Annotated in this window: 30 protein-coding genes, 1 other RNA gene and 1 other annotated feature; of the genes, 2 read left to right on the top strand and 29 right to left on the bottom strand. The window is 38.2% G+C overall.

All coding sequences use genetic code 11. The annotated features are described in order from the left end of the window. Nucleotides 1-45 precede the first annotated feature (45 nt). Nucleotides 46-2,007 (bottom strand): PTS beta-glucoside transporter subunit IIBCA, encoded by a 1,962-nt coding sequence (locus GJV51_03860; GenBank protein QGM25140.1) that lies wholly within the window; start codon nucleotides 2,005-2,007, stop codon nucleotides 46-48. Nucleotides 2,008-2,165: 158 nt separating this feature from the next. On the opposite strand from GJV51_03860, the gene GJV51_03855 reads away from it, so the two are divergent. Then, nucleotides 2,166-3,131, top strand: a complete 966-nt coding sequence (locus GJV51_03855; GenBank protein QGM25139.1) for a LacI family DNA-binding transcriptional regulator — start codon at nucleotides 2,166-2,168, stop codon at nucleotides 3,129-3,131. Nucleotides 3,132-3,463: 332 nt separating this feature from the next. Here the strand turns inward: GJV51_03855 and galE are convergent, their stop codons facing one another. From galE to GJV51_03715, 28 genes are all read right to left on the bottom strand, one after another. Further along, the gene (gene galE, locus GJV51_03850) at nucleotides 3,464-4,456 is read right to left on the bottom strand and encodes a UDP-glucose 4-epimerase GalE (protein QGM25138.1); all 993 of its coding nucleotides are present in this window, start codon (nucleotides 4,454-4,456) and stop codon (nucleotides 3,464-3,466) included. 27 nt (nucleotides 4,457-4,483) lie between these two features. Next, nucleotides 4,484-5,215: an acyl-ACP thioesterase gene (locus GJV51_03845; GenBank protein QGM25137.1), complete on the bottom strand. Its 732-nt coding sequence runs from the start codon at nucleotides 5,213-5,215 to the stop codon at nucleotides 4,484-4,486. A gap of 1 nt (nucleotide 5,216) precedes the next feature. Further along, complete coding sequence (gene rsmI, locus GJV51_03840; protein QGM25136.1) at nucleotides 5,217-6,086, bottom strand: 16S rRNA (cytidine(1402)-2'-O)-methyltransferase; 870 nt, start codon at nucleotides 6,084-6,086, stop codon at nucleotides 5,217-5,219. A 1-nt stretch (nucleotide 6,087) separates the two neighbouring features. Next, nucleotides 6,088-6,990, bottom strand: a complete 903-nt coding sequence (locus GJV51_03835) for a DNA polymerase III subunit delta (protein QGM25135.1) — start codon at nucleotides 6,988-6,990, stop codon at nucleotides 6,088-6,090. After that, nucleotides 6,990-7,319: a hypothetical protein gene (locus GJV51_03830; protein ID QGM25134.1), complete on the bottom strand. Its 330-nt coding sequence runs from the start codon at nucleotides 7,317-7,319 to the stop codon at nucleotides 6,990-6,992. Before GJV51_03830 ends, GJV51_03835 begins: the two co-directional genes overlap by 1 nt. Then, nucleotides 7,316-7,957 carry a dTMP kinase gene (locus GJV51_03825; GenBank protein QGM25133.1) on the bottom strand — a complete coding sequence of 214 codons (642 nt, stop codon included), beginning with the start codon at nucleotides 7,955-7,957 and terminating at the stop codon, nucleotides 7,316-7,318. The genes GJV51_03830 and GJV51_03825 overlap by 4 nt, the downstream gene beginning before the upstream one ends. 30 nt (nucleotides 7,958-7,987) lie before the next feature. Continuing rightward, nucleotides 7,988-8,248 carry a DUF2508 family protein gene (locus GJV51_03820; protein QGM25132.1) on the bottom strand — a complete coding sequence of 87 codons (261 nt, stop codon included), beginning with the start codon at nucleotides 8,246-8,248 and terminating at the stop codon, nucleotides 7,988-7,990. Further along, entirely contained in the window at nucleotides 8,245-8,850 is a 606-nt protein-coding gene (recR, locus tag GJV51_03815; GenBank protein QGM25131.1) for a recombination protein RecR, read from the bottom strand. The genes GJV51_03820 and recR overlap by 4 nt, the downstream gene beginning before the upstream one ends. Before the next feature lie 54 nt (nucleotides 8,851-8,904). Next, the gene (gene dnaX, locus GJV51_03810) at nucleotides 8,905-10,632 is read right to left on the bottom strand and encodes a DNA polymerase III subunit gamma/tau (protein QGM25130.1); all 1,728 of its coding nucleotides are present in this window, start codon (nucleotides 10,630-10,632) and stop codon (nucleotides 8,905-8,907) included. Between the two features lie 142 nt (nucleotides 10,633-10,774). After that, an RNA gene (ffs, locus tag GJV51_03805) (signal recognition particle sRNA small type) lies at nucleotides 10,775-10,857 on the bottom strand. Nucleotides 10,858-10,882: 25 nt separating this feature from the next. Further along, nucleotides 10,883-11,401 carry an HD domain-containing protein gene (locus GJV51_03800; GenBank protein QGM25129.1) on the bottom strand — a complete coding sequence of 173 codons (519 nt, stop codon included), beginning with the start codon at nucleotides 11,399-11,401 and terminating at the stop codon, nucleotides 10,883-10,885. Nucleotides 11,402-11,464: 63 nt separating this feature from the next. Then, nucleotides 11,465-11,971: a tRNA-specific adenosine deaminase gene (locus tag GJV51_03795; protein ID QGM25128.1), complete on the bottom strand. Its 507-nt coding sequence runs from the start codon at nucleotides 11,969-11,971 to the stop codon at nucleotides 11,465-11,467. Then, nucleotides 11,949-12,584, bottom strand: coding sequence for a methyltransferase (locus tag GJV51_03790; GenBank protein ID QGM25127.1), 636 nt, complete (start codon nucleotides 12,582-12,584; stop codon nucleotides 11,949-11,951). The genes GJV51_03795 and GJV51_03790 overlap by 23 nt, the downstream gene beginning before the upstream one ends. A 100-nt stretch (nucleotides 12,585-12,684) precedes the next feature. Continuing rightward, entirely contained in the window at nucleotides 12,685-13,050 is a 366-nt protein-coding gene (rplL, locus tag GJV51_03785; protein QGM25126.1) for a 50S ribosomal protein L7/L12, read from the bottom strand. 46 nt (nucleotides 13,051-13,096) lie between these two features. Further along, entirely contained in the window at nucleotides 13,097-13,633 is a 537-nt protein-coding gene (locus GJV51_03780) for a 50S ribosomal protein L10 (GenBank protein QGM25125.1), read from the bottom strand. A gap of 27 nt (nucleotides 13,634-13,660) precedes the next feature. Then, nucleotides 13,661-13,777, bottom strand: a sequence feature (ribosomal protein L10 leader region). A 37-nt stretch (nucleotides 13,778-13,814) separates the two neighbouring features. Beyond that, nucleotides 13,815-14,507: a 50S ribosomal protein L1 gene (gene rplA, locus GJV51_03775; protein QGM25124.1), complete on the bottom strand. Its 693-nt coding sequence runs from the start codon at nucleotides 14,505-14,507 to the stop codon at nucleotides 13,815-13,817. Next, nucleotides 14,507-14,971 carry a 50S ribosomal protein L11 gene (gene rplK, locus GJV51_03770; protein QGM25123.1) on the bottom strand — a complete coding sequence of 155 codons (465 nt, stop codon included), beginning with the start codon at nucleotides 14,969-14,971 and terminating at the stop codon, nucleotides 14,507-14,509. The genes rplA and rplK overlap by 1 nt, the downstream gene beginning before the upstream one ends. Before the next feature lie 127 nt (nucleotides 14,972-15,098). After that, entirely contained in the window at nucleotides 15,099-15,677 is a 579-nt protein-coding gene (gene nusG / locus GJV51_03765) for a transcription termination/antitermination protein NusG (protein ID QGM25122.1), read from the bottom strand. A 79-nt stretch (nucleotides 15,678-15,756) separates the two neighbouring features. Then, on the bottom strand, nucleotides 15,757-15,933 hold the full coding sequence (gene secE, locus GJV51_03760) for a preprotein translocase subunit SecE (protein ID QGM25121.1): 177 nt from the start codon (nucleotides 15,931-15,933) through the stop codon (nucleotides 15,757-15,759). A gap of 10 nt (nucleotides 15,934-15,943) precedes the next feature. Continuing rightward, nucleotides 15,944-16,093, bottom strand: a complete 150-nt coding sequence (gene rpmG, locus GJV51_03755) for a 50S ribosomal protein L33 (GenBank protein QGM25120.1) — start codon at nucleotides 16,091-16,093, stop codon at nucleotides 15,944-15,946. 40 nt (nucleotides 16,094-16,133) lie between these two features. Continuing rightward, nucleotides 16,134-16,718, bottom strand: coding sequence for a TetR family transcriptional regulator (locus tag GJV51_03750; protein QGM25119.1), 585 nt, complete (start codon nucleotides 16,716-16,718; stop codon nucleotides 16,134-16,136). An 82-nt stretch (nucleotides 16,719-16,800) separates the two neighbouring features. After that, nucleotides 16,801-17,934: a D-alanine--D-alanine ligase gene (locus GJV51_03745; GenBank protein QGM25118.1), complete on the bottom strand. Its 1,134-nt coding sequence runs from the start codon at nucleotides 17,932-17,934 to the stop codon at nucleotides 16,801-16,803. Between the two features lie 43 nt (nucleotides 17,935-17,977). Next, nucleotides 17,978-18,982: a DUF2785 domain-containing protein gene (locus GJV51_03740; GenBank protein QGM25117.1), complete on the bottom strand. Its 1,005-nt coding sequence runs from the start codon at nucleotides 18,980-18,982 to the stop codon at nucleotides 17,978-17,980. After that, on the bottom strand, nucleotides 18,982-20,196 hold the full coding sequence (locus GJV51_03735) for a rod shape-determining protein RodA (protein QGM25116.1): 1,215 nt from the start codon (nucleotides 20,194-20,196) through the stop codon (nucleotides 18,982-18,984). Before GJV51_03735 ends, GJV51_03740 begins: the two co-directional genes overlap by 1 nt. A 122-nt stretch (nucleotides 20,197-20,318) precedes the next feature. Then, on the bottom strand, nucleotides 20,319-20,528 hold the full coding sequence (locus tag GJV51_03730) for a DUF2969 family protein (GenBank protein ID QGM25115.1): 210 nt from the start codon (nucleotides 20,526-20,528) through the stop codon (nucleotides 20,319-20,321). Continuing rightward, on the bottom strand, nucleotides 20,528-21,520 hold the full coding sequence (locus GJV51_03725; GenBank protein QGM25114.1) for an MreB/Mrl family cell shape determining protein: 993 nt from the start codon (nucleotides 21,518-21,520) through the stop codon (nucleotides 20,528-20,530). Before GJV51_03725 ends, GJV51_03730 begins: the two co-directional genes overlap by 1 nt. A gap of 148 nt (nucleotides 21,521-21,668) precedes the next feature. Next, the gene (locus GJV51_03720) at nucleotides 21,669-21,890 is read right to left on the bottom strand and encodes a DUF1146 domain-containing protein (protein QGM25113.1); all 222 of its coding nucleotides are present in this window, start codon (nucleotides 21,888-21,890) and stop codon (nucleotides 21,669-21,671) included. Continuing rightward, nucleotides 21,862-22,512, bottom strand: coding sequence for a VanZ family protein (locus tag GJV51_03715; GenBank protein ID QGM25112.1), 651 nt, complete (start codon nucleotides 22,510-22,512; stop codon nucleotides 21,862-21,864). Before GJV51_03715 ends, GJV51_03720 begins: the two co-directional genes overlap by 29 nt. A gap of 179 nt (nucleotides 22,513-22,691) precedes the next feature. Between GJV51_03715 and GJV51_03710 the strand changes: the two genes are divergently transcribed. Next, nucleotides 22,692-23,687 (top strand): 2-dehydropantoate 2-reductase, encoded by a 996-nt coding sequence (locus GJV51_03710; protein QGM25111.1) that lies wholly within the window; start codon nucleotides 22,692-22,694, stop codon nucleotides 23,685-23,687. Nucleotides 23,688-23,799 lie beyond the last annotated feature (112 nt).

Below are 23,799 nucleotides of genomic sequence, written 5' to 3'. Positions count from 1 at the left end.
TTTTTATTACGTATTTTGATTAATACGCTTTCCCCTTTTTTATATTTAAGCTGGCGCACCAACGACTGAATCATTAGATTTTGGTATGGCCGTGATAATTTCATGACCTGCTTGAATATCATCATCAAAAATTCCATCTACCACAACATCATTAAATTCTTTTGTATTTGTGATAATAACCATAGTCGTAACCGGATACCCGGCTTTTTTGATAAAGTCTATATCAAAAGTGCCTAACTTATCACCCTTTTTAACACTTTGTCCTTGCGTCACAAAGCTTTCGAATCCTTGACCCTCTAAACTAACAGTATCTAAACCAATATGAATTAAAATTTCAACTCCATCATTTGTCGTTAATCCGTAGGCATGTTTTGTCTCATAGGCTACTGTAATCTCACCATCTGCTGGCGCATAAATCGTACCTGCACTCGGTTCAATAGCTACACCCTGACCCATCATACCTGTTGAGAAAACGTCATCTTGTACATCTGCTAGTTGCATTAACTGTCCTGAAACCGGTGCATCAACTTCAAATCCTGCTTCATGTTCCGTAACTACTGGATTTGCTGATTCATTATCTGACTGAGAAGCTGGCATGTGTGAACGTCCGTAGGCTAAGGTTGCTGTAAAAGCGATCACGAATGATAGTGCAATGGCAATGAAGAATCCTACCCATTTGTTAGCTGGGATAGCAATAAATCCAATGATACCCGCTGGTCCTAATGATGATGACATAACTTGAAACAATCCCATAACTAAGCTTGAGATACCCGCTGAACCCAACGCGATGAAGAATGGGAACTTGTACTTTAAGTTAACACCAAACATTGCTGGTTCCGTAATACCTAGCATGGCTGACGCACCTGATGATGAAGCTAATGCACGTACCTTTTCATTCCCCTTGCTTAAGAAATAAATAGCAAATGTTGCTGCTCCTTGAGCGACGTTAGATGCAGCGGCAATAGGGAAAATGAAATCACCACCTGTTTTAGCAACATCTGCCAATAACTGTGTTTCGATTGCAGGAAAACTCTGGTGTAACCCAGTAATCACAATAGCAGAGTAGAATGTACCAAAGACCCCATAACCAATAAAGCCAAACGTCGTAACCAACCAAGTCAAACTATCAGTAATACCGTTAGAAACAATTCGCAATACTGGACCGACAACAATAAATGTGATAAATCCAGTTAGTATGATAGACAACATTGGTGTAAACGTAAAGTCAATAGCCCCTTTCAAATGCTTATGGAAAAACTTTTCCAAATTAGCTAAGATGAACGCCACACCAATCACTGGTAACACTTGACCTTGATAACCAGCTTGCGCAACCGACAAACCAAACAAATCCCATGTTGGCATTTTCCCAGTGGCAACTGCTTCAGCAACATCATATCCGTTAACCAAACTAGGCATAACTAACATCATACCGGCAGCTGCTCCAAGAATTTCGTTCCCGCCAAAACGTCTTGTCGCTGTAATTCCTATCAAAATTGGCAAAAATGCAAACGGCGCAGAAGCCATTAGATTGATCATTTCTGCTAACCCTGTGATTTGCGGGAACATTTGAACCAAAGATTTAGCACCAAACATTCCCTCACCAGTTAGAATGTTATTCAATGCCATCAGCAGACCACCAGCAACCAAAGCTGGGATCAAAGGAACAAAAATGTCTGACAATACTTTAACCAAATCCATCAAAGGATTCTTTTTTCCTGATTGTGCTGCAATTTTTTTCAAATCGGCAGTTGAAGCTTGCTCAACACCCGTAATTTTAACAAATTCATCGTAAACACCATTAACATCTCCTGGTCCAACAATAATTTGATATTGTCCATTAGCGTTAAATGTTCCTTTAAGATCGGAATCGTTGTCCAAGGCATCTTGATCGATCTTTTTAACATCTTTAATCACCAATCGTAAACGCGTAGCACAATGTGCAGCGGCTACAATATTGTCCTTGCCGACAGCATCGGCAATACGCTTTGCTACTTTATTATGGTCCATTTTGCTGCTCCTCTAAATTTCTCTAAGATTTTGGAACCGTTTCCATTTCTTTATAGACTAATTGTAACCGCTTTCAAAAATAATTGCAACCTCTTTTTTAAGTTAAATATTACAAGTTGTTAACAACGCTTTCATTTCGTTCATGGTAATATGTGTCTATGGAAAAAAAATTGACAATAACTGATATTGCTAATATGGCTCAAGTAGCAAAAAGCACTGTCTCTCGCTATTTGAATGGTGGACCAGTCAGCGCTAAAACACGTGAAAAAATAAACAAAGTTGTTACTGAAAATAATTATCAGCCCAATACCTTTGCGCAAAGTTTAAAACAGAAGGTCAATCACACAATAGGCGTAATCGTGCCTAGACTCGATTCATCTGCCCAAGTCGAGATGCTACGTGGGCTAGACGACGCAAACGAAAATGATACTTTTTTGATTGTCAATACCTATCAATCGACTAAACGTGAGCTCGCTGCTATTGAAAAATTACGTACACAAAATGTCAGTGGTTTGATTGTTTTAACCGCTAATTTAAATGACGAGTTACGTAACGCATTAAATGAATTTGATGCACCTGTGGTTATCCAAGGACAGGAAGAACCTGACTTTCATCGTGTCGTCATGAACGATTTGCAAGCCGGAACTGTTGTCGGTGAATTTGCTGCATCACTACATCCGAAAAATACTTTACTATTAAAAATTGATGAAACGATGGATTGGGCCATTGGTCATGATCGTTTTCTCAATATTAGAGAAAAACTGTCAGCTAGTAAAGTGACTGTCGTTAATTCAAAATTCAGCATAGCAGAAGCAAAAGTGGCTGCACAACAAGCGATGCAATTTCAACATTTCGATTTAATTATTGGTGCCACTGATCGCATTACAATCGGTGCTCTTCAAGCTGGTTTAGCAACTGGACAGCACGCCCAATATATTGGATTTGGTAAATCCGATTTAAGTACCACTGTTACCCCAAACTTAACTAGCTTTGAATATGATTTTTACCAAACTGGTAAAAAAATTTATGAACTTTTCAGTACTGTACGCGATACCAATCCATCTAATACCATACGTGTTGTACTAAACGGTGAGCTCGTTATACGTGATTCAACAGAAAAATAATCATTTAATATTCACTTTATCTTCAGTTTACGTGAATTTAATTTTCAGACGTTATATTATAAACATCAACAAGGTAAGTTATCTCAAACAACAAGCTTAGTTGAATTAAAATATAACAATAATAAAGTCTAAATTTGGAGGTTTGAAAAATATAAGCAGCATAACTGATGATCATCCCATCAGAAACACGAAACCTCATGGTAAAAGGGAACCAAGTCGCGCTCTCCCCGCGACTATAAACAAACTTATATTCTCTTCTCTCTCAAATATTCTCTCATAATAAAAAATCCCCGATGAACGCGTTAGTTCATCGGGGTTTCGTGTTTTAATCATTACTTGTCATTATATCCTGATGGATGGTTTTTATGCCAATTCCAGGCTGTTTTGATAATATCTTGTACATTGTCATACTTAGGAGCCCAGCCAAGCACATCACGTGCTTTGTCTGAATTAGCAATCAAAATATCAGGGTCACCAGCTCGGCGAGGCCCAATTTTGGCGGGAATGTCAACTCCAGTAGCTGATCTAGCTGCTTCTACCATCTCTTTAACAGAGAATCCAGTAGCTGATCCCAAATTAAATTGGTTTGAGTCGTTTCCATCAGCTAAGTACTGCAATGCCAGAATATGAGCATCAGCCAAATCCAATACATGGACATAATCACGCACATTGAAACCGTCAGGTGTATTATAATCATCACCGAACATCTCAATATATTCACGTTGCCCTAAACCAGCTTGCAAAATGATTGGCACTAAATGCGTTTCCGGTGTATGATCTTCTCCTATCGTGCCATCTTCAGCAGCACCGGCTACGTTAAAGTAACGCAATGCAACCCACTTAACACCATCTGCTTGATCAGACCAAGCCATGATTTTTTCCATCATCAGCTTTGATTCACCATAGGGATTAATTGGTCGTTGCGGATCTGTTTCTTTAATAGGAATATTAACAGGATTACCATAAGTAGCGGCCGTTGACGAGAACACAATTTGTTTGACATCGTGTTCCTGCATCACCTCTAACAAAGTAATCATACCACTCGTGTTATTATCAAAATACTTTAGTGGATTTGCCACAGACTCTGGAACAATTGAAAATGCTGCAAAGTGAACTACTTGTTCGATATTTTCTTTATCAAATACTTCTGACAATGCTGCTTTATTGCGAATATCAACTTGATAAAATTTTGCTTTTGGATTAACCGCTTCGCGGTGACCTGTAAACAACGCATCAACAACGATAACATCGCGATCTGCTTCTACCAAACGCTTAACCATGTGTGAACCGATATAACCGGCTCCACCAAGAACTAAAATAGCCATATCTTTTTTCCTCTACACATTATTATATCAAATTTTTCGCCACTTGAACTCTGCTTCTGCACTCACCACATTTTCCGTCATAATACGATGCTTGGATTCATTACCATTTTGAACTACTTGTGATAAAATCGTGTGTCCAAGCCGAATTTCATTTTCAAATTTTAGATTAATGTATGTAATTTCATGAGTTAATAAATACTCTGGTGCGATCACATCTTGCATCCATTCAAAATACTTGGAGTTGTTCACATGCTGATTACCATCAATATCTAAATATCGCACATGATAGTCTTTTTCAAGGTATTGATCCTCATCTGAAAACTTCTCAGGGTTAGGAATTCGCGCAATTTGCTTGACTCTTTTGGCATCATACTTATCAATAATATCTTGTGGCAAACGTGCCATGCGGCGATTTTTCATATCTATCATCGTCCAAATAGAATCTACACGAATAATTTCATGATTATTTTCATCTAAAAAAATGAATGGTCGACGAACAAAAAAAGGATTATATTGTGTAGCAAAAGTCTGAATACGAATTGTTTCCCCAATTTTAGGACGTCGTTTAATAATTACTTCATATTGCAAAATAACCCAGCCGAGACCACGACCTAAATGGAAATCTTGCCCCACGCCAAGTTCATCACTCTGACATTTAGAGGCCAAGACAGCATAATTTAAAATCATTGGTAAAGATAATTTTTGTGTTGTATCAGCTTCATAATACTCAACACGTCTTTTTATTTCATACTTTTTCATACTACTCTATCTCGTGATAGTCCGCATATACCGCTTGTCTATCAAGCCCTCGTTCCTTTGCTATTTGTTTTATTGCCGCATTGGGCTTTAAGCCCTTTTTGATTAGTGCTGCTACTGCTTCTTGGACGGTCAGCGTCATACTATTATCTGCTTCGGAAATTTCTTCATGAAAACCATCAATCATTACTACAAACTCACCACGAATTTCGTTTGATTGCGACCACGAAACTAGTTCATCAATAGTTCCACGAATAAATTCTTCATAGCGCTTTGTTAGCTCTCGTGCTAAAACAATACGACGCTCATCACCCATTACTTTTTGGATATTTACTAACGTTTGCTTTAATCGATGTGGTGATTCATAAAAAATGACTGTATCCCGCATTGTGGATAACTGTTGTAATTCTGCCAATTGTTCACTGTTTTTACGTTGCAAGAACCCATAAAAATAAAACGGCTGTGGCACCAAACCGCTGGCAATTAATGCTGTCACACCAGCTGTTGCACCAGGAATCGGTACGACAGCTAAATTTTCATCCACGGCTGCCGCAACTAATTCTTTGCCTGGGTCAGAAATAGAAGGCATCCCCGCATCACTAACTTGTGCTACATTTTTCCCATTTCGTAAGTCTGCGATTAGGCCAGGAATTTTGGTCTGCCAGTTGTGTTCATGGAAACTAGTTTGTTTTGTCGTGATTGCAAAGTGATTTAGTAATTGTTGTGTGTGGCGTGTATCTTCAGCAGCAATTATATCTACATCGCGCAATGTATCAATAGCTCTTGGTGATATATCTTGCAAATTACCAATAGGTGTTGGAACTAAAAAAAGTGTTCCTGTATCTTGTTTTTCAAAACTTTTTTGTTGCTGCATTTTATTCCCCCAGAGCAATGATGACGTCTAGCGTCATTTTTTCTAACCGTGCTTGTAGCGATAGGTTCACTTTGCGCAGTTTATCGTCAGCAAATACTTTATCAATTGCTTTAACCAGTCGATACATATCATATCGCTGTTGTAATGTTCTATACAGCCCAATTAGATTAGAAAAAGCTAATCGCTCATCTGGAATCCGGCCATAAACAATTGTATCTCTAGCCAACTCATGTAACCAATTTAAAAATAACTGCTGTTGCTTTGTGCCGTTTAATTGACCAATAATCTTTGTCTGCACAAATGCAAATGCTTCAATTCTTCTCTGCATCATTAGCTCAAACCACTTAAATAACACTAATTGTGTTTGCTTTTGCCAATCACCATCTATTGAACCATCACTATCACTGGTAATAGTTGATACTAACTGAACTACTTGAGCGCGGGATCTAATCGTCGGTAAAACATCAGAAATATTTTCCGTAAGCATCATAATTAATTGTGGTCCAGCAGGCTCCTCAATGAATTTCAACAGGGAATTAGCTGCACTTGCTGTAAGTGTTTCAACTGCATCTAAAATAAATATTTTCCGTGGACTTTCCGTGGCTGTTGTTACAAAATCAGGTGTCAACTCACGAATTTGAGACACTTTTAGTGAAGTAGCTGGCGGAATGGGGCCTATTATATGTACGTCCGGGTGCTCATTCTCAGTGATTCGCAAGGCATTACGCTCATCAGCATGAACAACTTGCCAAGCTATATAACGCGAAAAAGCCAGCTTTGCAGACTGGCTTGAACCAACAAACAAATATAAATGACTTAACTTATCTTGTTGCAATAAATCATCAAAATGAGCGAGCTGTGCTGGATAATTTTTTTGTGCAATTGTTGCAAAATCCGGTAACATCAGAACTGTTCAAACGAATCAATACTTTGAGTAAATACCGTTGCGCCGCCAACTTCAATTTCAATTGGATAAGCACCCGCGTGGTCACCGCTAGCATCTAGACTGATAGGTGGTACCATAAATTGTTTACGTTTTTGTGAAACCTTTTTAATAATTGCCATAACCTCTGATACACGTTCATCTTCAATGGCAATCATAAATGTCGTATTTCCTGATCTCAAAAACCCGCCGGACGTGGCTAAACGTGTCGCACGAATATTTGCCTTCACAAAAGCATTACTGAGTTTTGTTGTATCTTTATCTTGCACAATTGCTGTAACTAATTTCATGATTTGTCCTCCAGAATTTGGTTGATGAGTATCCGCGTATCATCAATAACTTTGTTAAGTGGTTGCGTGGCATCTACTATCTTAATTCTATCAGAAAATTCACTTTGAAGTTTTAAATATGTCTCCCGAACCTTCTGATGAAAGGATATACTCTCTTTGTCTAGTCGATCAATTTTTCCCTGACGGCTCTCATTTACACGTGCCAAGCCGATTTCAACAGGCACATCAAGATAAATTGTCATATCAGGCAGCAGACCATCAATTGCGAATTGATTGATTTCCCAAATATTGTCGACCCCAAGGCCACGGGCGCCACCTTGATAAGCAAGTGAGCTGTCAACATAACGGTCAGATATCACAATTTTATTTTGGTCTAATGCTGGTTTAATATTTTCCACAAGATGTTGACGTCGAGCAGCTGTATATAAGAGCGCTTCAGTCCGTTTATCCATGCCGTTATCTTCTTCTGGCTGTAAAATTGCTCTAATTGCTTCAGAAATTGGATTGCCGCCTGGCTCACGTGTAGCTACTAAATCATCGCCAAATTTAATTTTTAGTTCTGAAATTAATGCCTCGAGAACACTTGTTTTTCCAGCACCCTCAGGTCCTTCGAATGATATAAATATTGGTTTTGGCATAAAAATCCTTATGAGTAATTTGTCTACTGATTAAATACGATCTGTTTTTAAAACATGGGTTTGCATGTGCCCAACGGTTTTACGACGACGTGCTTCACGATATAGATAATTAAATTTAGCACGTGCCAATGCTGTTTGCGCTTGTATAAGCCGCAAATTCACTTGACCATCAAGCAATGCTGCTTCCGAATTTTTCGCCGTATCCCAGTCAATTTTTGCTTTATCAATTTGAAATACAAGTGCTCTATCATATTCTTTGCGCAATCCCGTTTTTTTCTTGCCAAATATCATAATTTTGTCCGTCCTTGTACTGCTTTGATAAGTGTTAGTTCATCAGCATAATCAATATCAGATCCAACAGCTAAACCATGTGCCAAACGAGTAACTGTAATACCAGCCGGTTTCAGCAAACGTGCTAAATACATTGCAGTAGCTTCTCCTTCAGCATTTGCATTAGTGCCGACAATTACTTCTTTAATTTCTTCATGCTCAGACAAACGTCGAATCAAACTTGGTAAATTAATATCTTCTGGCCCCGTTCCTGCACTGGGAGAGATTACACCATTTAAAACATGGTATAGACCGTGATAATCCCGCGTATTCTCCATCGCCATGACATCGCGTGAATTTTCGACAACAAAAACTGTTGACTGATCACGTGATTGGTCGCGACAAATAACGCACGGATTGGTATCAGTTGCAGTAATATTACCACAAATAGAGCAGAAAGTTAAATCAGTCTTTGCGGAAATTAATGCTTTAGAAAAATCCTGTACATCTTCTTCATTCATACCTAATGTATAAAAAGCTAACCTTGTAGCCGTTTTGGGACCAATGCCAGGTAGCTTCGTGTAACTATCTATTAATTTAGCGATAGGTTCAGGGTATTGCATATTTTAAGAATGCTTTACGCACAGTGCGTTAAACATATCTCCTTCCTATGTTAATCAGTCAACGATATTCACGAGATCTTCACCGAATAATTCTTTAGCCTCACTAACAATTTTTGACTCTTTACTACTTGATTCTTGCGCGGATTTTGCAGGAGCAGCTGGTATATTAGAAGATTTTACTCGCGGTACATCTTCTAATTGAATGTGCGGTGTTTCGCCAGTTTTTAATTTATTCACATATGATGCACGGTCAGAAGCCCATTCATCTTGTGAGATAAACACCAATTCTTCGGCTAAATTATAGGCTCGTAGCTGCTGCACCAGACGATTTTGCAATGTAGCATCGTGTAGCGCCTGTTCTAACAAAGCAGGATAATCAAAAGCCAAGACAACAGCCTGCTCACTTGCTGCAGTGGGTTCGGCTGTAGTAAGCATCGCCTGCTGCGTGACATCAAATTGTCGCAATAAGTCAGGCCAAGCGTTTTTAACTCGAGCTAAGGCATCCCGTTTCGCAACAATTAAGACGGCAAATACTGCACTTTGTCCCGTGCGAACTAACAAATTCTCGTGTTCAGTCTTCTTGACAACAGGTAATTCTACTGGTACTTTCCCTATTGCTGGTTCAACAATTTGTTCCTCGTGAACTTCTGTATTTTTAGATGCCCTAACAATATTATCAATATTTTGAGGTTTCTCTTTAATAACTTTCGGAGATTGCTTTGCCGGTAAGGTTTGTTCAGAATCTGGCATAGACAATTTAACAGTGAGTAGCTCCAAATATACATCACTCTGCATAGTCTGTAATAATTGTTTTTGAATATCATCCAAAGTGACCATCATTTGCTGAATACGAGAAGTACCTAACTCTATTGTTAACGCCTTTAATTCAGCCAATGGTGCCGTCGTTTTAATTAAATTTGGTGCCACTTCCGCTAGCATCACATCACGCAATACACCTAACAAATCTGCTACAAAACGTATCGCATCTTTTCCTTCTAACAAAATATCATGCAATGTCTGAAGGGCGGATCCTGTGTCGTAATGACTGACTTGCTCCAAATAGGTCATTAACTGCGATGCTGTTGTCGAACCCGTTACTTGCAAAGCATTTTCAAGCGTTACATGGTCAGCACCAAAAGCTAACACTTGATCTAAAATTGACAAAGCATCCCGCATCCCGCCTTCTGCAACATTTGCAATAACATGGAGTGCATCCTCATCAAACGATACATTCTCTTTTTGCAGAATTTCAGCCATCCTAGCCTGAATAGTATCATTATCAATACGTTTAAATTCAAATCTTTGTGTTCGAGATAAAATAGTTGCTGGTATCTTTTGTGGCTCAGTCGTTGCTAAAATAAATTTAACATTAGCTGGTGGTTCTTCTAATGTTTTTAACAGTGCGTTAAAAGCGCCCGAGGATAACATATGAACCTCGTCAATAATATATATTTTATACTCAGATTCTATTGGCGCGTAATTCGCTCCGTCGCGAATATTTCGGATTTCGTCAACTCCGTTATTTGAAGCAGCGTCTATTTCAATAATATCAGGAATTTGTGAATCCTCAGTCTCCGGTGCGATACCATTAACTTCACGTGCAAAAATTTTAGCAGCTGATGTTTTACCGGTTCCACGAGGGCCACTAAATAGATAAGCATGTCCTGTTTGCTGAGTTGCTATTGCATTTTTTAACGTTTGTGTGATGATTTTTTGACCAACCATGTCATCGAAAGATCGTGGCCGATAGACGCGATATAATGCTTGATATGCCAATTTCATCACCTCCATATATCATTGGTAAACATGTTTGGTGCTACTTGTCGGCTATATGTTTTATATCATATTGGGGTTCTTAGCTTGCATAAAACCACCGATTTATAACATTTGTTTTTATAAAAAAAGACCGCTGAGCGGCCACTTATGTACACAAGCACAACATCGAACAACCTTAGGGCTGCTACATTCCTGTCCTGACCCGGTTCGAGAGCCGACATTTGCCTGCCTTTATATTATATCTAATTTTGTTACTTTAAGCAAATGCAGATACAAATTTTGTTGCCAATTTTTCTTGCCACTTAAAATAAGTCAGATAAGCTTTAGGAATTAGATACTCATTAACTGCCGCAAAATCATCAACTAATGAAACAATCCAACTTTCCCGATACTTTGGCAAGGCAATTGTTGCCCCAAACATATGTTTTACAATAATATCCGCCTCTTTATCGCTAATATTTGTAATTTTACGCGCATTTTTCAATGCAATACGTGGATGTACATAAGCATGCGATCCCTCATCAAACTTTGTTACGCGCCAATCATAGTAAAATAAATCATGAAGTAACCCTGCCCGTGCAGTTGCAACTTCATCAGCGCCAATTTTTTTTGCGATTAAATAGGATTGGTATGACACAGAAATTGAATGAGTTAAACGGTTCGAGAAATGATGTTGTGTATAGCGTGCGAGTTGCTGCACTTCTTCATGTTGTAACAAATCATCAATAATATTTATATAGTCTTTATCATTACGCCATGCGTTCGGATTTTGCATTCATTAGCCTCTTTTATTTTCTACATGTTATTATAAACATTTTTTATGTTAAATAGCAATTAATTACTTTGCAATTTCTTTACGAATTTTGCGTTTCGCACGGATATCGCTAAAAAAAGCCTGCAATAATTGGCCTGATTCTTCACCGCGTATGCCTTCATACACTTTAACCATATGATTCAACCGACTATCCTCTAGCAGAGAATATAAGGAGCGCGTAGCACCACCTTTAGGGTCATTTGCACCGTAATAAACACTCGGAATACGTGCGTTAATAATTGCGCCAGCACACATAATGCAAGGTTCTAACGTTACAAATAATGCTGTATTTTCTAACCGCCAAGATTTAAGATTTTTATTGGCATACTCAATCGCTAACAATTCTGCATGAGCAGTGGCCAACTGATTTGCCTCACGATGGTTATGCGCACGTGCAATAATTTGATTTTCATAAACGATAACAGCGCCAATTGGCACTTCACCTTCATTTTGAGCAATTTTGGCTTCGTTCAAGGCCTCTTGCATGAAATAATCAATTTGTTCGTTACTAAATGTTGGTGTTTGTGCCATAAGTACTCTCCAAAATGTAGTATCCTTTACTTTTATGAATTACCTTAGCATTACCAAAAGCAAGTAACATATTTTTTTGAGCCGAAGGTGCGCCTTGCTTCTTTTGCAAGACAGCAATCAGCTTTCCACCCTCTTGCAAATAATTACTGGCTTCTTGAAGCATCGCAGTTACAACTTGCTTTCCAGCGCGAATCGGTGGATTAACTAAAATCAGTGCATATTTATCATTGATATTTGTGTAAACATCTGACTTGAAAATATTCACTCGTTGGGCAACACCATTTTGTTGGGCATTTTTGCGTGCTAAATCTAATGCTCTTTCATTAACATCAACCATATCCACATGGTGCTGATATGCTTTTGCCACAGTAATACCTACCGGACCATATCCTGTCCCTAAATCCAATACTTTCCCAGTAGGTATACTTGTTTTTTCTAAAGCATCTAACATTGTTCTTGTCCCGAAATCAACGGTAGATTTTGAAAATACACCGCTATCCGTTGTAAAATGTAATTCATGTCCCAGCAAATTAAAATCAAAATTTTGATAATGATGCTCCGCGTTAGGATTAGCTGTAAAATACTGTTCTCCAGAAATATTTTTTGCTGTCATTGCACTCGCTCCTCGGTATTTAAATAATAAATATTTATACTATTGTATTATGTACAAAAAAAGAAGTACCAAAGTACTCCTTTTTTTATATTGAGAAAGATTACTTCAAAGTAACTGAAGCACCAGTTGCTTCCAAAGACTCCTTCAATGCGTTAGCATCGTCTTCGCTCAAACCTTCTTTAACAACTGAAGGTGCGTTATCAACTAAGTCTTTAGCTTCCTTCAAGCCCAAGCCAGTTGCTTCACGAACTGCCTTGATAACCTTAACCTTAGCAGTACCTGCTGAAGTCAATTCTACGTCAAATTCTGACTTTGCTGCGGCAGCACCGTCAGCAGCACCTGCAGCTGCTACTGGAGCTGCTGCTGAAACGTTAAATTCTTCTTCGATAGCTGAAACCAAGTCAGCCAAGTCCAAGATCGTTGCATCCTTTAATGATGCGATGATCGCGTCTTTATCAAAAGCCATGATCTAAATCCTCCAAATGATTTTTAGTTATGTTTTTAGTTAAATATTATTCAGCATCTGTTGATGCTTCTGCAGCAGGAGCTGCAGATTCCTCTTCCAACTTGTCTTGCACTGCCTTAACAGCATATGCAAATGAACGAATTGAGAATTGGAATTCTGCCATCAATTGACCAAGCAAACCTTCACGTGAAGGCAATGATGCATACTTGTTAATGTCATCGATATTAGCGATAGTACCATCAACCACACCACCCTTGATTTCCAAGGCTTCGTTTTCATCAGCAAACTTTTTCAAGATACGTGCTGGTGCAACTGCATCATCTTTTGAAAAGGCAACCGCTGAAGGTCCGGCGAAAACGTCGTTCAATTCAGCGTAACCAGCTTTTTCAGCAGCACGTGTCAAAACTTTATTCTTGATAACTTCAAGAACAACACCTTCTTCACGCAATTGATGACGCAATTCAGTAGATTGAGCAACTGTCAATCCACGAGGATCAACAACGACGGCAGAGGCAGCTGACTTAAATTGGTCAGCAATTTCTTCAACTTTTTGTGCTTTAACTGCAATAGCTTTTTCACTCATAATGATATATCTCCTTTCTTTAAATTTATTTTGCAAAAGAAATCCCGTGCGCTAAAAGACACACGGGAAAAGTTTTTAAACTTCCTCGGCAGGATATTAAGATGCAAGCACCACCTGAGTCTTAGGCAAAATGGATTCAATTACTTAATAAATTTTACCAAACGAAGTTGATAATGTCAAATTACAATGTATTAATATCCAACGTTACGGCCGGACCAAATGTTGATGAAATTGACACATGTTGTACGTAAGTTCCCTTAACAGCAGCAGGACGAGCCTTAAGAACTGTTTCAGCGATTGACTTAATGTTTTCAGCCAACTTACCTTCTTCAAATGATACACGACCTACAGGAACTGCAACGTTTCCATCACGATCGGTACGGTATGTTACTTGTCCGCCTTTGGCGTCTGAAACAGCCTTAGTAACGTCCATTGTAACTGTGCCAGTCTTAGGGTTTGGCATCAATCCCTTAGGACCCAATGCACGACCTACACGACCAACTTGGGCCATCATATCAGGTGTAGCAACAGCTACATCAAAGTCTAACCAGCCACCTTGGATACGTTGCACCAAATCAGCAGCACCGACAACATCGGCACCAGCAGCTTCGGCTTCTTTAGCCTTGTCACCTTGTGCGAAGACAACAACTGTCTTATCTTTACCTGTTCCGTTTGGCAACACAACAGCACCACGCAATTGTTGGTCTGCTTGACGTGTGTCAACGTTCAACTTGAAAACTACTTCAACAGAAGCATCGAACTTAGCAAAGTCAATTTCTTTTACCAATGAAACAGCATCGTTCAAAGCGTAAGCTTTTTCAGCTTCTACCTTTGCAACTGCTGCTACATAATTTTTACCATGCTTTTGAGCCATTATTCTGCGTCCTCCTTGATTGCTGTACCTTCAACAGTCAAGTCAACACCGTCAACAGTAACACCCATTGATCGTGCTGTACCTTCGATCATACGCATAGCGTTTGTAATATCGTTAGCATTCAAGTCAGCCATCTTGTTTTCCGCAATAGCACGGATTTGGTCAAGAGTAACGTTTCCAGCCTTCTTTGTGTTAGGTTCCCCTGAACCCTTACCAACAATTTTACGTAATTGATCAGCTGCAGGTGGTGTTTTTGTGACAAATTCGAATGAACGGTCATCAAAAACAGAAATTTCCACTGGAATAATTGATCCAGCTTGATCTGCAGTACGCGCATTAAATTCCTTAGTAAATTGCGCAATGTTAATACCAGCTTGTCCCAATGCAGGTCCAACCGGTGGTGCCGGCGTTGCTTTAGCGGCGGCAATTTGTAGCTTAACTACATTTACAACTTTTTTAGCCACGATATTTTCCTCCTCGTGTTGTGGTGAAACACAGCTTTAGTGCTGCTCCCACGCATGTCAATGACATACCATAACATCATAACAGAAAACGAACAAAATCTCAACGCTTTTAGTCGTCTTTTCTAAATTATAACGAATCTAACGTTGTATCAACATCTGAAAAGTCTAGTTCTGTTGGTGTTTCACGTCCAAACACTGCCACAGTAGCTTCCAAAGTCTGCTTTTCTTGATCAATAGAGGTTACTACACCTTCCATACCAGAAAATGGTCCAGAGATAATTTTGACTGTTTGTCCTACTGCAACATCCAAATCAACTTGCTCACGTGTAACCATACCCATACGTTTCATTAGCAAATCAACTTCTTCAGGAAGCAAAGAATTTGGCTTTGATCCAGCGCCGTGAGAGCCTAAGAAACCAGTAACACCTGGTGTGTTACGAACAACATACCAAGCCTCGTCTGTCATATTATCTTCATATGGCGTTGCCATTTCTACTAATACATAACCTGGAAAGTCATTTTCAACAGTTTGCTTAGCTTCACCATCTTGAATGGTTGTAACTTCTTGCTCAGGAACCAAAATACGGAATATTTGCTCTGACATTCCCATTGTTTGTGTACGTGATTCTAAGTTAGCCTTAACCTTGTGCTCATATCCTGAATATGTATGCACAACGAACCATGATTTTTCAATTTCTTCAGACATTGTTTACCCCTTTTCAAAATAAAAAAGAACCCCATCAGAGTCCTTGGTATCAGTAATTATTAGTATATCAAAAAAAAAACTATTTCGCCAGTAAGAAATTAAATCCTTGTTGCAATAGCCAATCCACACCACCTAAGAATAATGCAAAAATAATTGATACAGTAATAACCGTAATTGTTTCTTTAGATGTCTGTTCACCTGTTAACCAAGTGACATTTTTCATTTCCTGTGCAACGTTTTTAAAATAGTTAATCATTTTGAATCCCTTATTTTGTTTGTTGATGTAACGTGTGCTTGCCACAGTGTTGACAAAACTTACTTACCGACAAACGTTCTGTTCGATCTTTTGATAATGTTACTGTGTAATTGCGTGATCCACAAACTGTGCACGCTAATGATACTTTGTGACTAGCCATCGGACAGCCTCCATATTCTTCTAGTATCATACCATTGATACTATTTTTTTTCTACCCCATATAAAATAAGGTCCAACAATTGTTGAATTCTTTCACGCATTATTATTTGTTCGCCCAGCGAATGGAATTCACTAAACAGCGGTGATAAGCTAGTAATGTAAAATGAACTAGCCACTTGTGCATCAACATTATCACGTAACTGTATACTTTCAAAAAATTGTGCAATAGGGCCGGCATAATCGCGTCCAAAAACCATCCCCAGTTTACTTCGATTTGTTGCCGATAATGAGTCAAAACTATCATGTATTAACCTGAATGCATCACGTGGATGACGAAGTACAATGACCTGTGTCAAATCAACCAATTGATCAATTGGTTCTGTATATGTTTGCAATAAAATACTTTGCATATCCTTATAAGTCGACTCGCCAACACGTGAAATTACTTCAACAAATAATGACTCCTTATCACCAAAATGATGATACAAAGCGGGTTGGCTAATACCTACCTTCTTTGCTATTTCTCTCGTTGTCGTTTGCTCAAAACCCTTTGATAAAAAGATTGTTGTCGCCGCTTCAATAATCTGTTGGCGACGATGTTCATTTTGTGAACTGACTTGTACCATGAACTTCTCCATTACAGGGTTAAAGTATTTATTAATCAATTTTCAAATAAAGCTAAGCGGAACTGTCACTAATACTAAATTATTAGTTAAACTTTCCTATCTTTTCTTCTCCAAGTGACACAAATGAGTAGCTCAGCTGTTGATTTTGTGCAAAATCTTCAAACCCATAGCCAATCAACATATCAACTAGTTTAGCATTATTAATATCAGAATAATCCCACAGGCGCTTAAATAAGGACATATTTGTAAACCCTGGTAATGTGTTAGGCTCACCTAAGTAAGGCACATTATTTTCATCTAACAAAAAATCCATTCGCGCTTCGCCACGCAAGTTCAACACTTTATAAGCATCTAAAGCCATTTGTTTAACTTCTTTTGTCACTTCAGGAGATAACTGAGCTGGAATTTCAAAGTGAACGGCAGAATTATCAACGAATTTATTATTATAATCATACCAGCCGTCACCACTACCTTGATTTGGTACTGTATGTGCACCAATCTCAGAGACAAGTGGCTGATCGTTACCAATAACACCAACCTCCAACTCTCGGGCACCATTAACCGCTTCTTCGATCAAAACTTTATAATCATATTGGAAAGAATCTGATAATGCTTCAGCATATTCTTCGGCATTAGTTACTCGTGAAATCCCCACTGAAGATCCTTGATTAGCAGCCTTAACAAACACGATATTGCCTAATTCAGCAACAACCTTATCCCATGACCAATTGTTTGCTGACTCAGCGTTCACCACAATATATTTAGTATTGCGAATACCATTTACCGTCAATAGTTCCTTCGTCAAAGCTTTATCAAAACTGACTGCATGTCCACGTAACGGTGCCCCCACATATGGTTTATCTAATAGTTTAAACAACCCTTGCAGTGTACCATCTTCTCCTAAGTTACCATGAACTACAGGGAAGAAAATATCAAAATCACCCGCACTCTTTAAAGCATGAATGCGTGCCAATGGATCACTAGTATCGACAGTTTTCATGAAGGCATCCACTATAGGCTGTTCATCTTCTAACGCGAGTATTTTTTTAGAGCTTTTCGTATCTAAAAAGAAACCATTTTGGGCAATTGCAAAAACAATAATTTCATATTTACCCGTTGCTTCGATTGCATTATAGAAATTTTGCGCTGAACGTTTTGATACGTCGTGTTCAGAGGAATTACCTCCAAAAATAAGCGCTACTCTTTTTTTAGTCATCTTTTTGTCCTCATTTTGTATGTGCAATAAACATTTTAAATCATTATGCTAAATAGTTTTTCGTAACACTCACATAATCAAATACCGCCTCTGGTACTTCATTTTTCCCACGTAGCAAAATTTCATGGAAAAACTGTGAGCGGTTATATAATTGCTGCCATTGTTGTTGTGTCTTTGGTGGCGTCTGGGTCACTAAATCTTTTCGCCATATTTTTAAAGTTAACAATAGATAGTCTGCATACAACTCATGTTGCTTGGAGATATGGGTAATCACTTCTACCAAACGTTCTGTTTCACCAAAAGTCAGTGGCTGTGATAATTCATGAAAGCCAGCGAGAACCGCACCTAAAACAAATACCTTATCAGATCTTACTAAATCAGGCATTAAGAAGATTTCTGCAACAACGTTTCCAATATGCGTAAAAGCATGTGCCCAACCATTTTCATTAATAAAGCCACGCCCATCACGCTCCAAGGCGGCATATAATGAAACTTGATCGATAACATGATTTAATTGCGTTTCGGACATAAAAGCTGTCTTTGTACGGTTTGAAAATAATAATAAAGATAAAACTAACACACTAAAAGAACGACGATAAATAGCATCATTCTGTGGTTCTAAAATATGAGCGAATAATTGCTCATCCGAAACAAGATAATCCGTTAACCAACGCAATTGCTCCTCTGATAACAAATCATTTTGAATCATATCACTTAAGAAAAAGAACGCTCCCGTATCACGATACTTTGGCAACGGACTAGCTAACTGTTCAACAATCAACGTTAAATCCGAGTCTTTCACTTGAAAGTCAACATTCTCTATCACTGCTTCTGATTCAGCCATTTGATCAGCCTGTTGCGTATAATGCTGCATACGTTTTAATGCAAATTCTCCATCAACAGGTAAAGAAACCGTTGTTAAAGATTGCGGAGGCATTTTATGTAGTGACTCCTTCATTAGTTCTCCTAATGATTGGAACACATCCCCATTACGCACATTTTGCCGTAATGTTGTAAATTCTTTTTTTAATTCATCTAATTCTATCATCAAATAAAAAAACCTGTCGTTTCTGTAAACGTGCTATTTTGACGCTGGTACCCTATGGACAGAATTAATCCCACACCTATCATGTTCCCTAATAATGAAGAACCTCCTTGTGAAACAAACGGTAGTGGAATACCTGTTAATGGCAATAATCCAATACTCATCCCTATGTTTTCAAAGACGTGGAACAATACCATCATGACAACACCAGTGGCAATGTAAGCATAAAAGGCACTTTGTGCTCTAAAGGTGGCACGAATTAATAAATAAATTAAACCGAAATATAACGCTATTAGAAGAACGCCACCTATAAAACCAAAACTCTCACCAATAACAGAAAAAATCATGTCTGATTCGCGCACAGGCACGTACACTTTAAGACTTCCCCAACCATTACCTGTCAATTGACCAGAACCTATAGCTTTTAAACTTTGGTAAGTTTGGTATCCATCCCCTGATGTATCATTTGCAGGGTTTAACCATGTATCAATACGAGAAAACTGATAGGCTTGAAAACCTAATTTACTTAATATCATTCGCCCAGTTGAAGAAATAACCAAAGTTAACAAAGTTGTGCCAATTACCGCACCAGAGATAATTACTGGAGCAAGAATTCGCCAAGTCACACCAGAAACTAGTGCCACACCACCAAAAATAGCAACGAAAACCAATAGAGTTCCCAAATCATTTTGTAAAGCGATTAATGCAGCAACAGGCATAAAACAAATCGCCATTTTCCCCAACAATAACCAGTCTGTTGATAGTGTATGATTCGGATAATTTCTATTATGCTGCGCAACCACACGACTCAGCATCAAAATGAACGCCGGTTTAACAACTTCAGAAGGCTGAAATGATAAGGGACCAATTACAAACCATGATCTAGCACCCGTAGAATCAAACATTGCTCGATTGTAAAATATGAGCACTGCAATTAACAAGAAAATACCTAATCCATAAGTAATAGGTGCTAATTTCCATAATTGTGATCCATCAAATCTGACTAAAAAGACAATTAATAATACGCCTATAAACCAGAATACGCCCTGGTTAATCACTACTTTTACAGCACTTTGGATTGTTGCTCCCTGCATATGTATCGCTGCTTCATATAATGAACTCAAGCCGATAATCATAAATAGCAACAAAGCTAAAATAATTCCCCAATCAAGCTCTGATCCAGATGTTCGTCTTGAAGTTTGTCGTGTCTGTTGCATAGTATCTCCAGTATATAAAACGGCACACTGAAAGAAAAATGAATTCAATTTTGTTTAGCCGCTTTATTTCTTTAAAAAATTATGTACAAAGCACGTCATGTTAATCATAACGTGCCTTATTTTTAGTGATTTAGATTAAAGCTTGCTAATATTGCTTGCAAGGCCTCGTCTTCGTCTTTCGCTTGATTAATAATCGCTTGTTGCCCAAAAAATCCAACAAACCCTCGATCAGCTTTTTCAATATATCCAATTTGTTTCTTATCAACTAAGACTTGTGTTTGTTGATTTTGTACAATTAATTCAACGTCAAAGTTTTGATTTTTTTTTCTCATTATAATCCTCGGCGCCCTGATTTCATATGTTCAAGTAGGGCTCCTGCTCCTTTAGCAACATTATCTAGCGGTGAATCTGATACTACTACCGGTACTTCCAGTGCATCTGAAAGCAATTGATCCATACCATGCAGCAGTGCACCGCCACCAGTCAACATAATACCACGATCAATAATGTCAGATGCTAATTCAGGTGGTAATTTAGCCAAAACAGAATGTGCAGCACGAACAATTTGTTGTAACGTATCATGTAATGAGTCTTCAACCTCATTTGAGTTGATTGTTACAGTCTTAGGCATACCTTCAAAGTTGTCACGACCGCGAACTTCCATTGTTAAAGGTTCATCAGCCTGAAGAGCAGAACCAATTTGAATTTTAATTGTTTCCGCAGTGCGCTCACCAACAATTAAATTGTGACGGCGCTTTAAGAAGTTAACAATGTCAAAATTCATTTTATCACCAGCAATTCGAATAGACTCAGAAACAACAATGTCTCCTAATGATAATACGGCAATATCAGAAGTACCACCGCCCATATCAATCACCATCGAACCAATTGGCTTGAAAATATCCAGTCCTGCACCAACTGCAGCAACTTTCGGTTCATACTCAAGGTAAACCTTTGCACCACCTGCTTTTTCAGCAGCCTGTATAATTGCTTTGCGCTCAATCTCTGTGATATTTGTAGGTGCGCAAATCATAATGTTAGGTTTCGACATGAAGCCTTTAACATTAAGTTTGTCCACAAAATAGGTTAGCATTGCTTCTGTGACATCAAAGTCTGAAATAACACCGTCTTTAAGTGGTCGCACTGCACGAATATTTCCTGGTGTGCGTCCTACCATACGATAAGCTTCTGATCCCACAGCCAAAACTCGATCTGTTTTATCATCAACCGCAACAACTGACGGTTCGTTTAGTACAATACCTTTTCCTTCTACGTAAATGAGAACATTGGCTGTTCCTAAATCAATTCCAATATCTTTTGCCATTTCATGTCTCCGAGACTTTAACTTTTATTCATGTTAATTATTTTCATATACAATCTATTAAATTATAACATATTGTAAAGATGTTTTTTCGCTTGATTCTCATACATTTGGGACACTCAACTAAAAATATGTTTAACAATTCAAAAAGTTAATTTCCCAATATTGTACTTGGTATTTGAATAACCCAATTTGTTGCGGAAACAAAAAAACTAGCCAAAAGATATCCTCCTATGATGGAGAGTACTACTTTCAAAAAAGCAGCTTGACGCGGTGTATATGGCATTAGTCTGGAAAAGTTTATTGGTTTAATTAACCAAAAGAAAAAATAAATACATACTAGATTAAGACTTAATATAAAGATCGTGCTCATTTAAATCACCTTTCTCAACATAGTTTGAAACAAAATTGTCGTTCTTTTTCATAACGAAAATGGTCATCCGATAAACAATATACCCCACGATGCCCCCGATTGTGTTTACAGCAAGATCATTCATATCAAAGATGCGATTTGAAAGATAAAAAAAAGTGCTGGTTCCCTGAATGATTTCAATAGTCAGCGTTGTTAAAAATATTCTGGGCACAATATGAACTAAACCACGCCATTTCGGAAACAGGAACGGAGCCATAAATCCTAACGGCAGCAGTAACATAAAATTACCAGTCAACTGGTACCAGCTGAAGGCAACATTATCTGAATTGAAAAAAGATAAATGGGCGAATGCGTGCTGTCCAAAACCACCATACTCTTTTATCATTGCCAAATATGTTGCAAATGATGGCCACTTATAAAAGGTGAGTGTAACAGTCACAACCAACGTGGCATACAGTGAAAAAATAACTCGCCCCAGTACCCCCAGCCATGAAAAACTTTTATTGCGCAGTGACTTTAATATGTGGTGTGACAAAATATACACACATATTAATGAAACTATTGTTGTTGCATGAACATTTTGAGCAATATATTGTTGATTATTTAAGTAGACAATATGCATACATTAATATTATATCAGCTAGACTAAATGAACGTTATATGATTTACGAACTACTGAAATCAAATTAGAAACGTTACTATCGTATCGATAAGTTTATCATTTGACGCATCCGTCAAATTGACTTTTTGTGATAAAAGTATTAGTATTATCTCATCAAGTCTTTGGAGGTTATTATAATTATGAAATATACAGTTGTTGGTGCAGGTGCAATGGGTCTTCGTTACGGCATTTTACTTCAAGAAAATGCCGGTGTTCCTGTTGATTTTGTCGAACCAACGCAAGCAAGCCTCGATAAGATTCACGAACAAGGTGATAAAGTTTGGAAATCACGCGATCACAAAGACCGTCACGAAATTGACATTAACATTTTTTCTCCTGAAGAATATGAAGGTAATCCAGATGTTTGGATTTTCTTCATGAAACAAATGCAACTCCAAGATACCTTGGATCGCCTTTCACCAAAATTCAAACCTGGACAGACCGCCCTTGGCGCAATGAACGGTATGGGTCATATTGAAAAGTTGCAGAAATATTTTGATGATGAATACATTATTGGTGGTACAGCAATGATTGCCACTGTCTTAAATGACTACGGCGACGTTGATTTCATGGGTGGAGAAAGCATGGGCAGCTCTGTTTACGCTAATTTAACCGAAAAACCATCAACTGTTATGGATAACCTCCAAGAAGACTTCAAAGCAGCGCACTTAAACCCATCTTATACGGAAAACTTTATGGGTACATTATTGACTAAAGTATTTTTCAATGCAGTGGAAAATTCTATTGCTACAATGTTCCAGTCGCGAATGGGTCAGCTAATGGCCTATGATAATTTTCTTGAAGGTATTGCCCGTCCATTAATCAATGAAGCTTATGACGCCGCCGAAGCAGCAGGCATTTCACTAATTGAAACACGTGATGAGATGGTCAAGCAGGTTGATTATGTTTCAAATATTGGTAATCCACTCCATTTCCCATCAATGTATCAAGATTTTGTCAAAGGACGCCCAACTGAAGTCGATTATATTAACGGGTGGATTGCAGACTTGGCTGATAAAAACGGTGTTAATGCACCTAACCAACATTTAGTAACAAACTTTGTACATTTAGCCGAATCGATGCGTGAGTTTACTCCGCCCGTCAACAAATTAGCCCCTGACTATACAGGCAACTAATTTTTCATTATCGGAAACAAATATTGTGCATCGCAGAGACGATAGTATTGTAATTCCTATAGCGAATCCCTTATACTAGAAAGAGTTAAAAAACTCTTTTTGGAGATCAGTA

Source organism: Leuconostoc mesenteroides subsp. mesenteroides (genome assembly GCA_009676745.1).
GTDB classification, from domain to species: domain Bacteria; phylum Bacillota; class Bacilli; order Lactobacillales; family Lactobacillaceae; genus Leuconostoc; species Leuconostoc koreense.
The sequence above is the reverse complement of the archived record's forward strand: the minus strand, read 5'-3'. Positions and strand labels throughout refer to the sequence as shown.

Coding starts and splice junctions, on each gene's coding strand:
- GJV51_03860 (QGM25140.1), bottom strand. CDS start 2,007: ATGGACCATAATAAAGTAGCAAAGCGTATTGCCGATGCTGTCGGCAAG.
- GJV51_03855 (QGM25139.1), top strand. CDS start 2,166: ATGGAAAAAAAATTGACAATAACTGATATTGCTAATATGGCTCAAGTA.
- galE (QGM25138.1), bottom strand. CDS start 4,456: ATGGCTATTTTAGTTCTTGGTGGAGCCGGTTATATCGGTTCACACATG.
- GJV51_03845 (QGM25137.1), bottom strand. CDS start 5,215: ATGAAAAAGTATGAAATAAAAAGACGTGTTGAGTATTATGAAGCTGAT.
- rsmI (QGM25136.1), bottom strand. CDS start 6,086: ATGCAGCAACAAAAAAGTTTTGAAAAACAAGATACAGGAACACTTTTT.
- GJV51_03835 (QGM25135.1), bottom strand. CDS start 6,990: ATGTTACCGGATTTTGCAACAATTGCACAAAAAAATTATCCAGCACAG.
- GJV51_03830 (QGM25134.1), bottom strand. CDS start 7,319: ATGAAATTAGTTACAGCAATTGTGCAAGATAAAGATACAACAAAACTC.
- GJV51_03825 (QGM25133.1), bottom strand. CDS start 7,957: ATGCCAAAACCAATATTTATATCATTCGAAGGACCTGAGGGTGCTGGA.
- GJV51_03820 (QGM25132.1), bottom strand. CDS start 8,248: ATGATATTTGGCAAGAAAAAAACGGGATTGCGCAAAGAATATGATAGA.
- recR (QGM25131.1), bottom strand. CDS start 8,850: ATGCAATACCCTGAACCTATCGCTAAATTAATAGATAGTTACACGAAG.
- dnaX (QGM25130.1), bottom strand. CDS start 10,632: ATGAAATTGGCATATCAAGCATTATATCGCGTCTATCGGCCACGATCT.
- GJV51_03800 (QGM25129.1), bottom strand. CDS start 11,401: ATGCAAAATCCGAACGCATGGCGTAATGATAAAGACTATATAAATATT.
- GJV51_03795 (QGM25128.1), bottom strand. CDS start 11,971: ATGGCACAAACACCAACATTTAGTAACGAACAAATTGATTATTTCATG.
- GJV51_03790 (QGM25127.1), bottom strand. CDS start 12,584: ATGACAGCAAAAAATATTTCTGGAGAACAGTATTTTACAGCTAATCCT.
- rplL (QGM25126.1), bottom strand. CDS start 13,050: ATGGCTTTTGATAAAGACGCGATCATCGCATCATTAAAGGATGCAACG.
- GJV51_03780 (QGM25125.1), bottom strand. CDS start 13,633: ATGAGTGAAAAAGCTATTGCAGTTAAAGCACAAAAAGTTGAAGAAATT.
- rplA (QGM25124.1), bottom strand. CDS start 14,507: ATGGCTCAAAAGCATGGTAAAAATTATGTAGCAGCAGTTGCAAAGGTA.
- nusG (QGM25122.1), bottom strand. CDS start 15,677: ATGTCTGAAGAAATTGAAAAATCATGGTTCGTTGTGCATACATATTCA.
- secE (QGM25121.1), bottom strand. CDS start 15,933: ATGATTAACTATTTTAAAAACGTTGCACAGGAAATGAAAAATGTCACT.
- rpmG (QGM25120.1), bottom strand. CDS start 16,093: ATGGCTAGTCACAAAGTATCATTAGCGTGCACAGTTTGTGGATCACGC.
- GJV51_03750 (QGM25119.1), bottom strand. CDS start 16,718: ATGGTACAAGTCAGTTCACAAAATGAACATCGTCGCCAACAGATTATT.
- GJV51_03745 (QGM25118.1), bottom strand. CDS start 17,934: ATGACTAAAAAAAGAGTAGCGCTTATTTTTGGAGGTAATTCCTCTGAA.
- GJV51_03740 (QGM25117.1), bottom strand. CDS start 18,982: ATGATAGAATTAGATGAATTAAAAAAAGAATTTACAACATTACGGCAA.
- GJV51_03735 (QGM25116.1), bottom strand. CDS start 20,196: ATGCAACAGACACGACAAACTTCAAGACGAACATCTGGATCAGAGCTT.
- GJV51_03730 (QGM25115.1), bottom strand. CDS start 20,528: ATGAGAAAAAAAAATCAAAACTTTGACGTTGAATTAATTGTACAAAAT.
- GJV51_03725 (QGM25114.1), bottom strand. CDS start 21,520: ATGGCAAAAGATATTGGAATTGATTTAGGAACAGCCAATGTTCTCATT.
- GJV51_03720 (QGM25113.1), bottom strand. CDS start 21,890: ATGAGCACGATCTTTATATTAAGTCTTAATCTAGTATGTATTTATTTT.
- GJV51_03715 (QGM25112.1), bottom strand. CDS start 22,512: ATGCATATTGTCTACTTAAATAATCAACAATATATTGCTCAAAATGTT.
- GJV51_03710 (QGM25111.1), top strand. CDS start 22,692: ATGAAATATACAGTTGTTGGTGCAGGTGCAATGGGTCTTCGTTACGGC.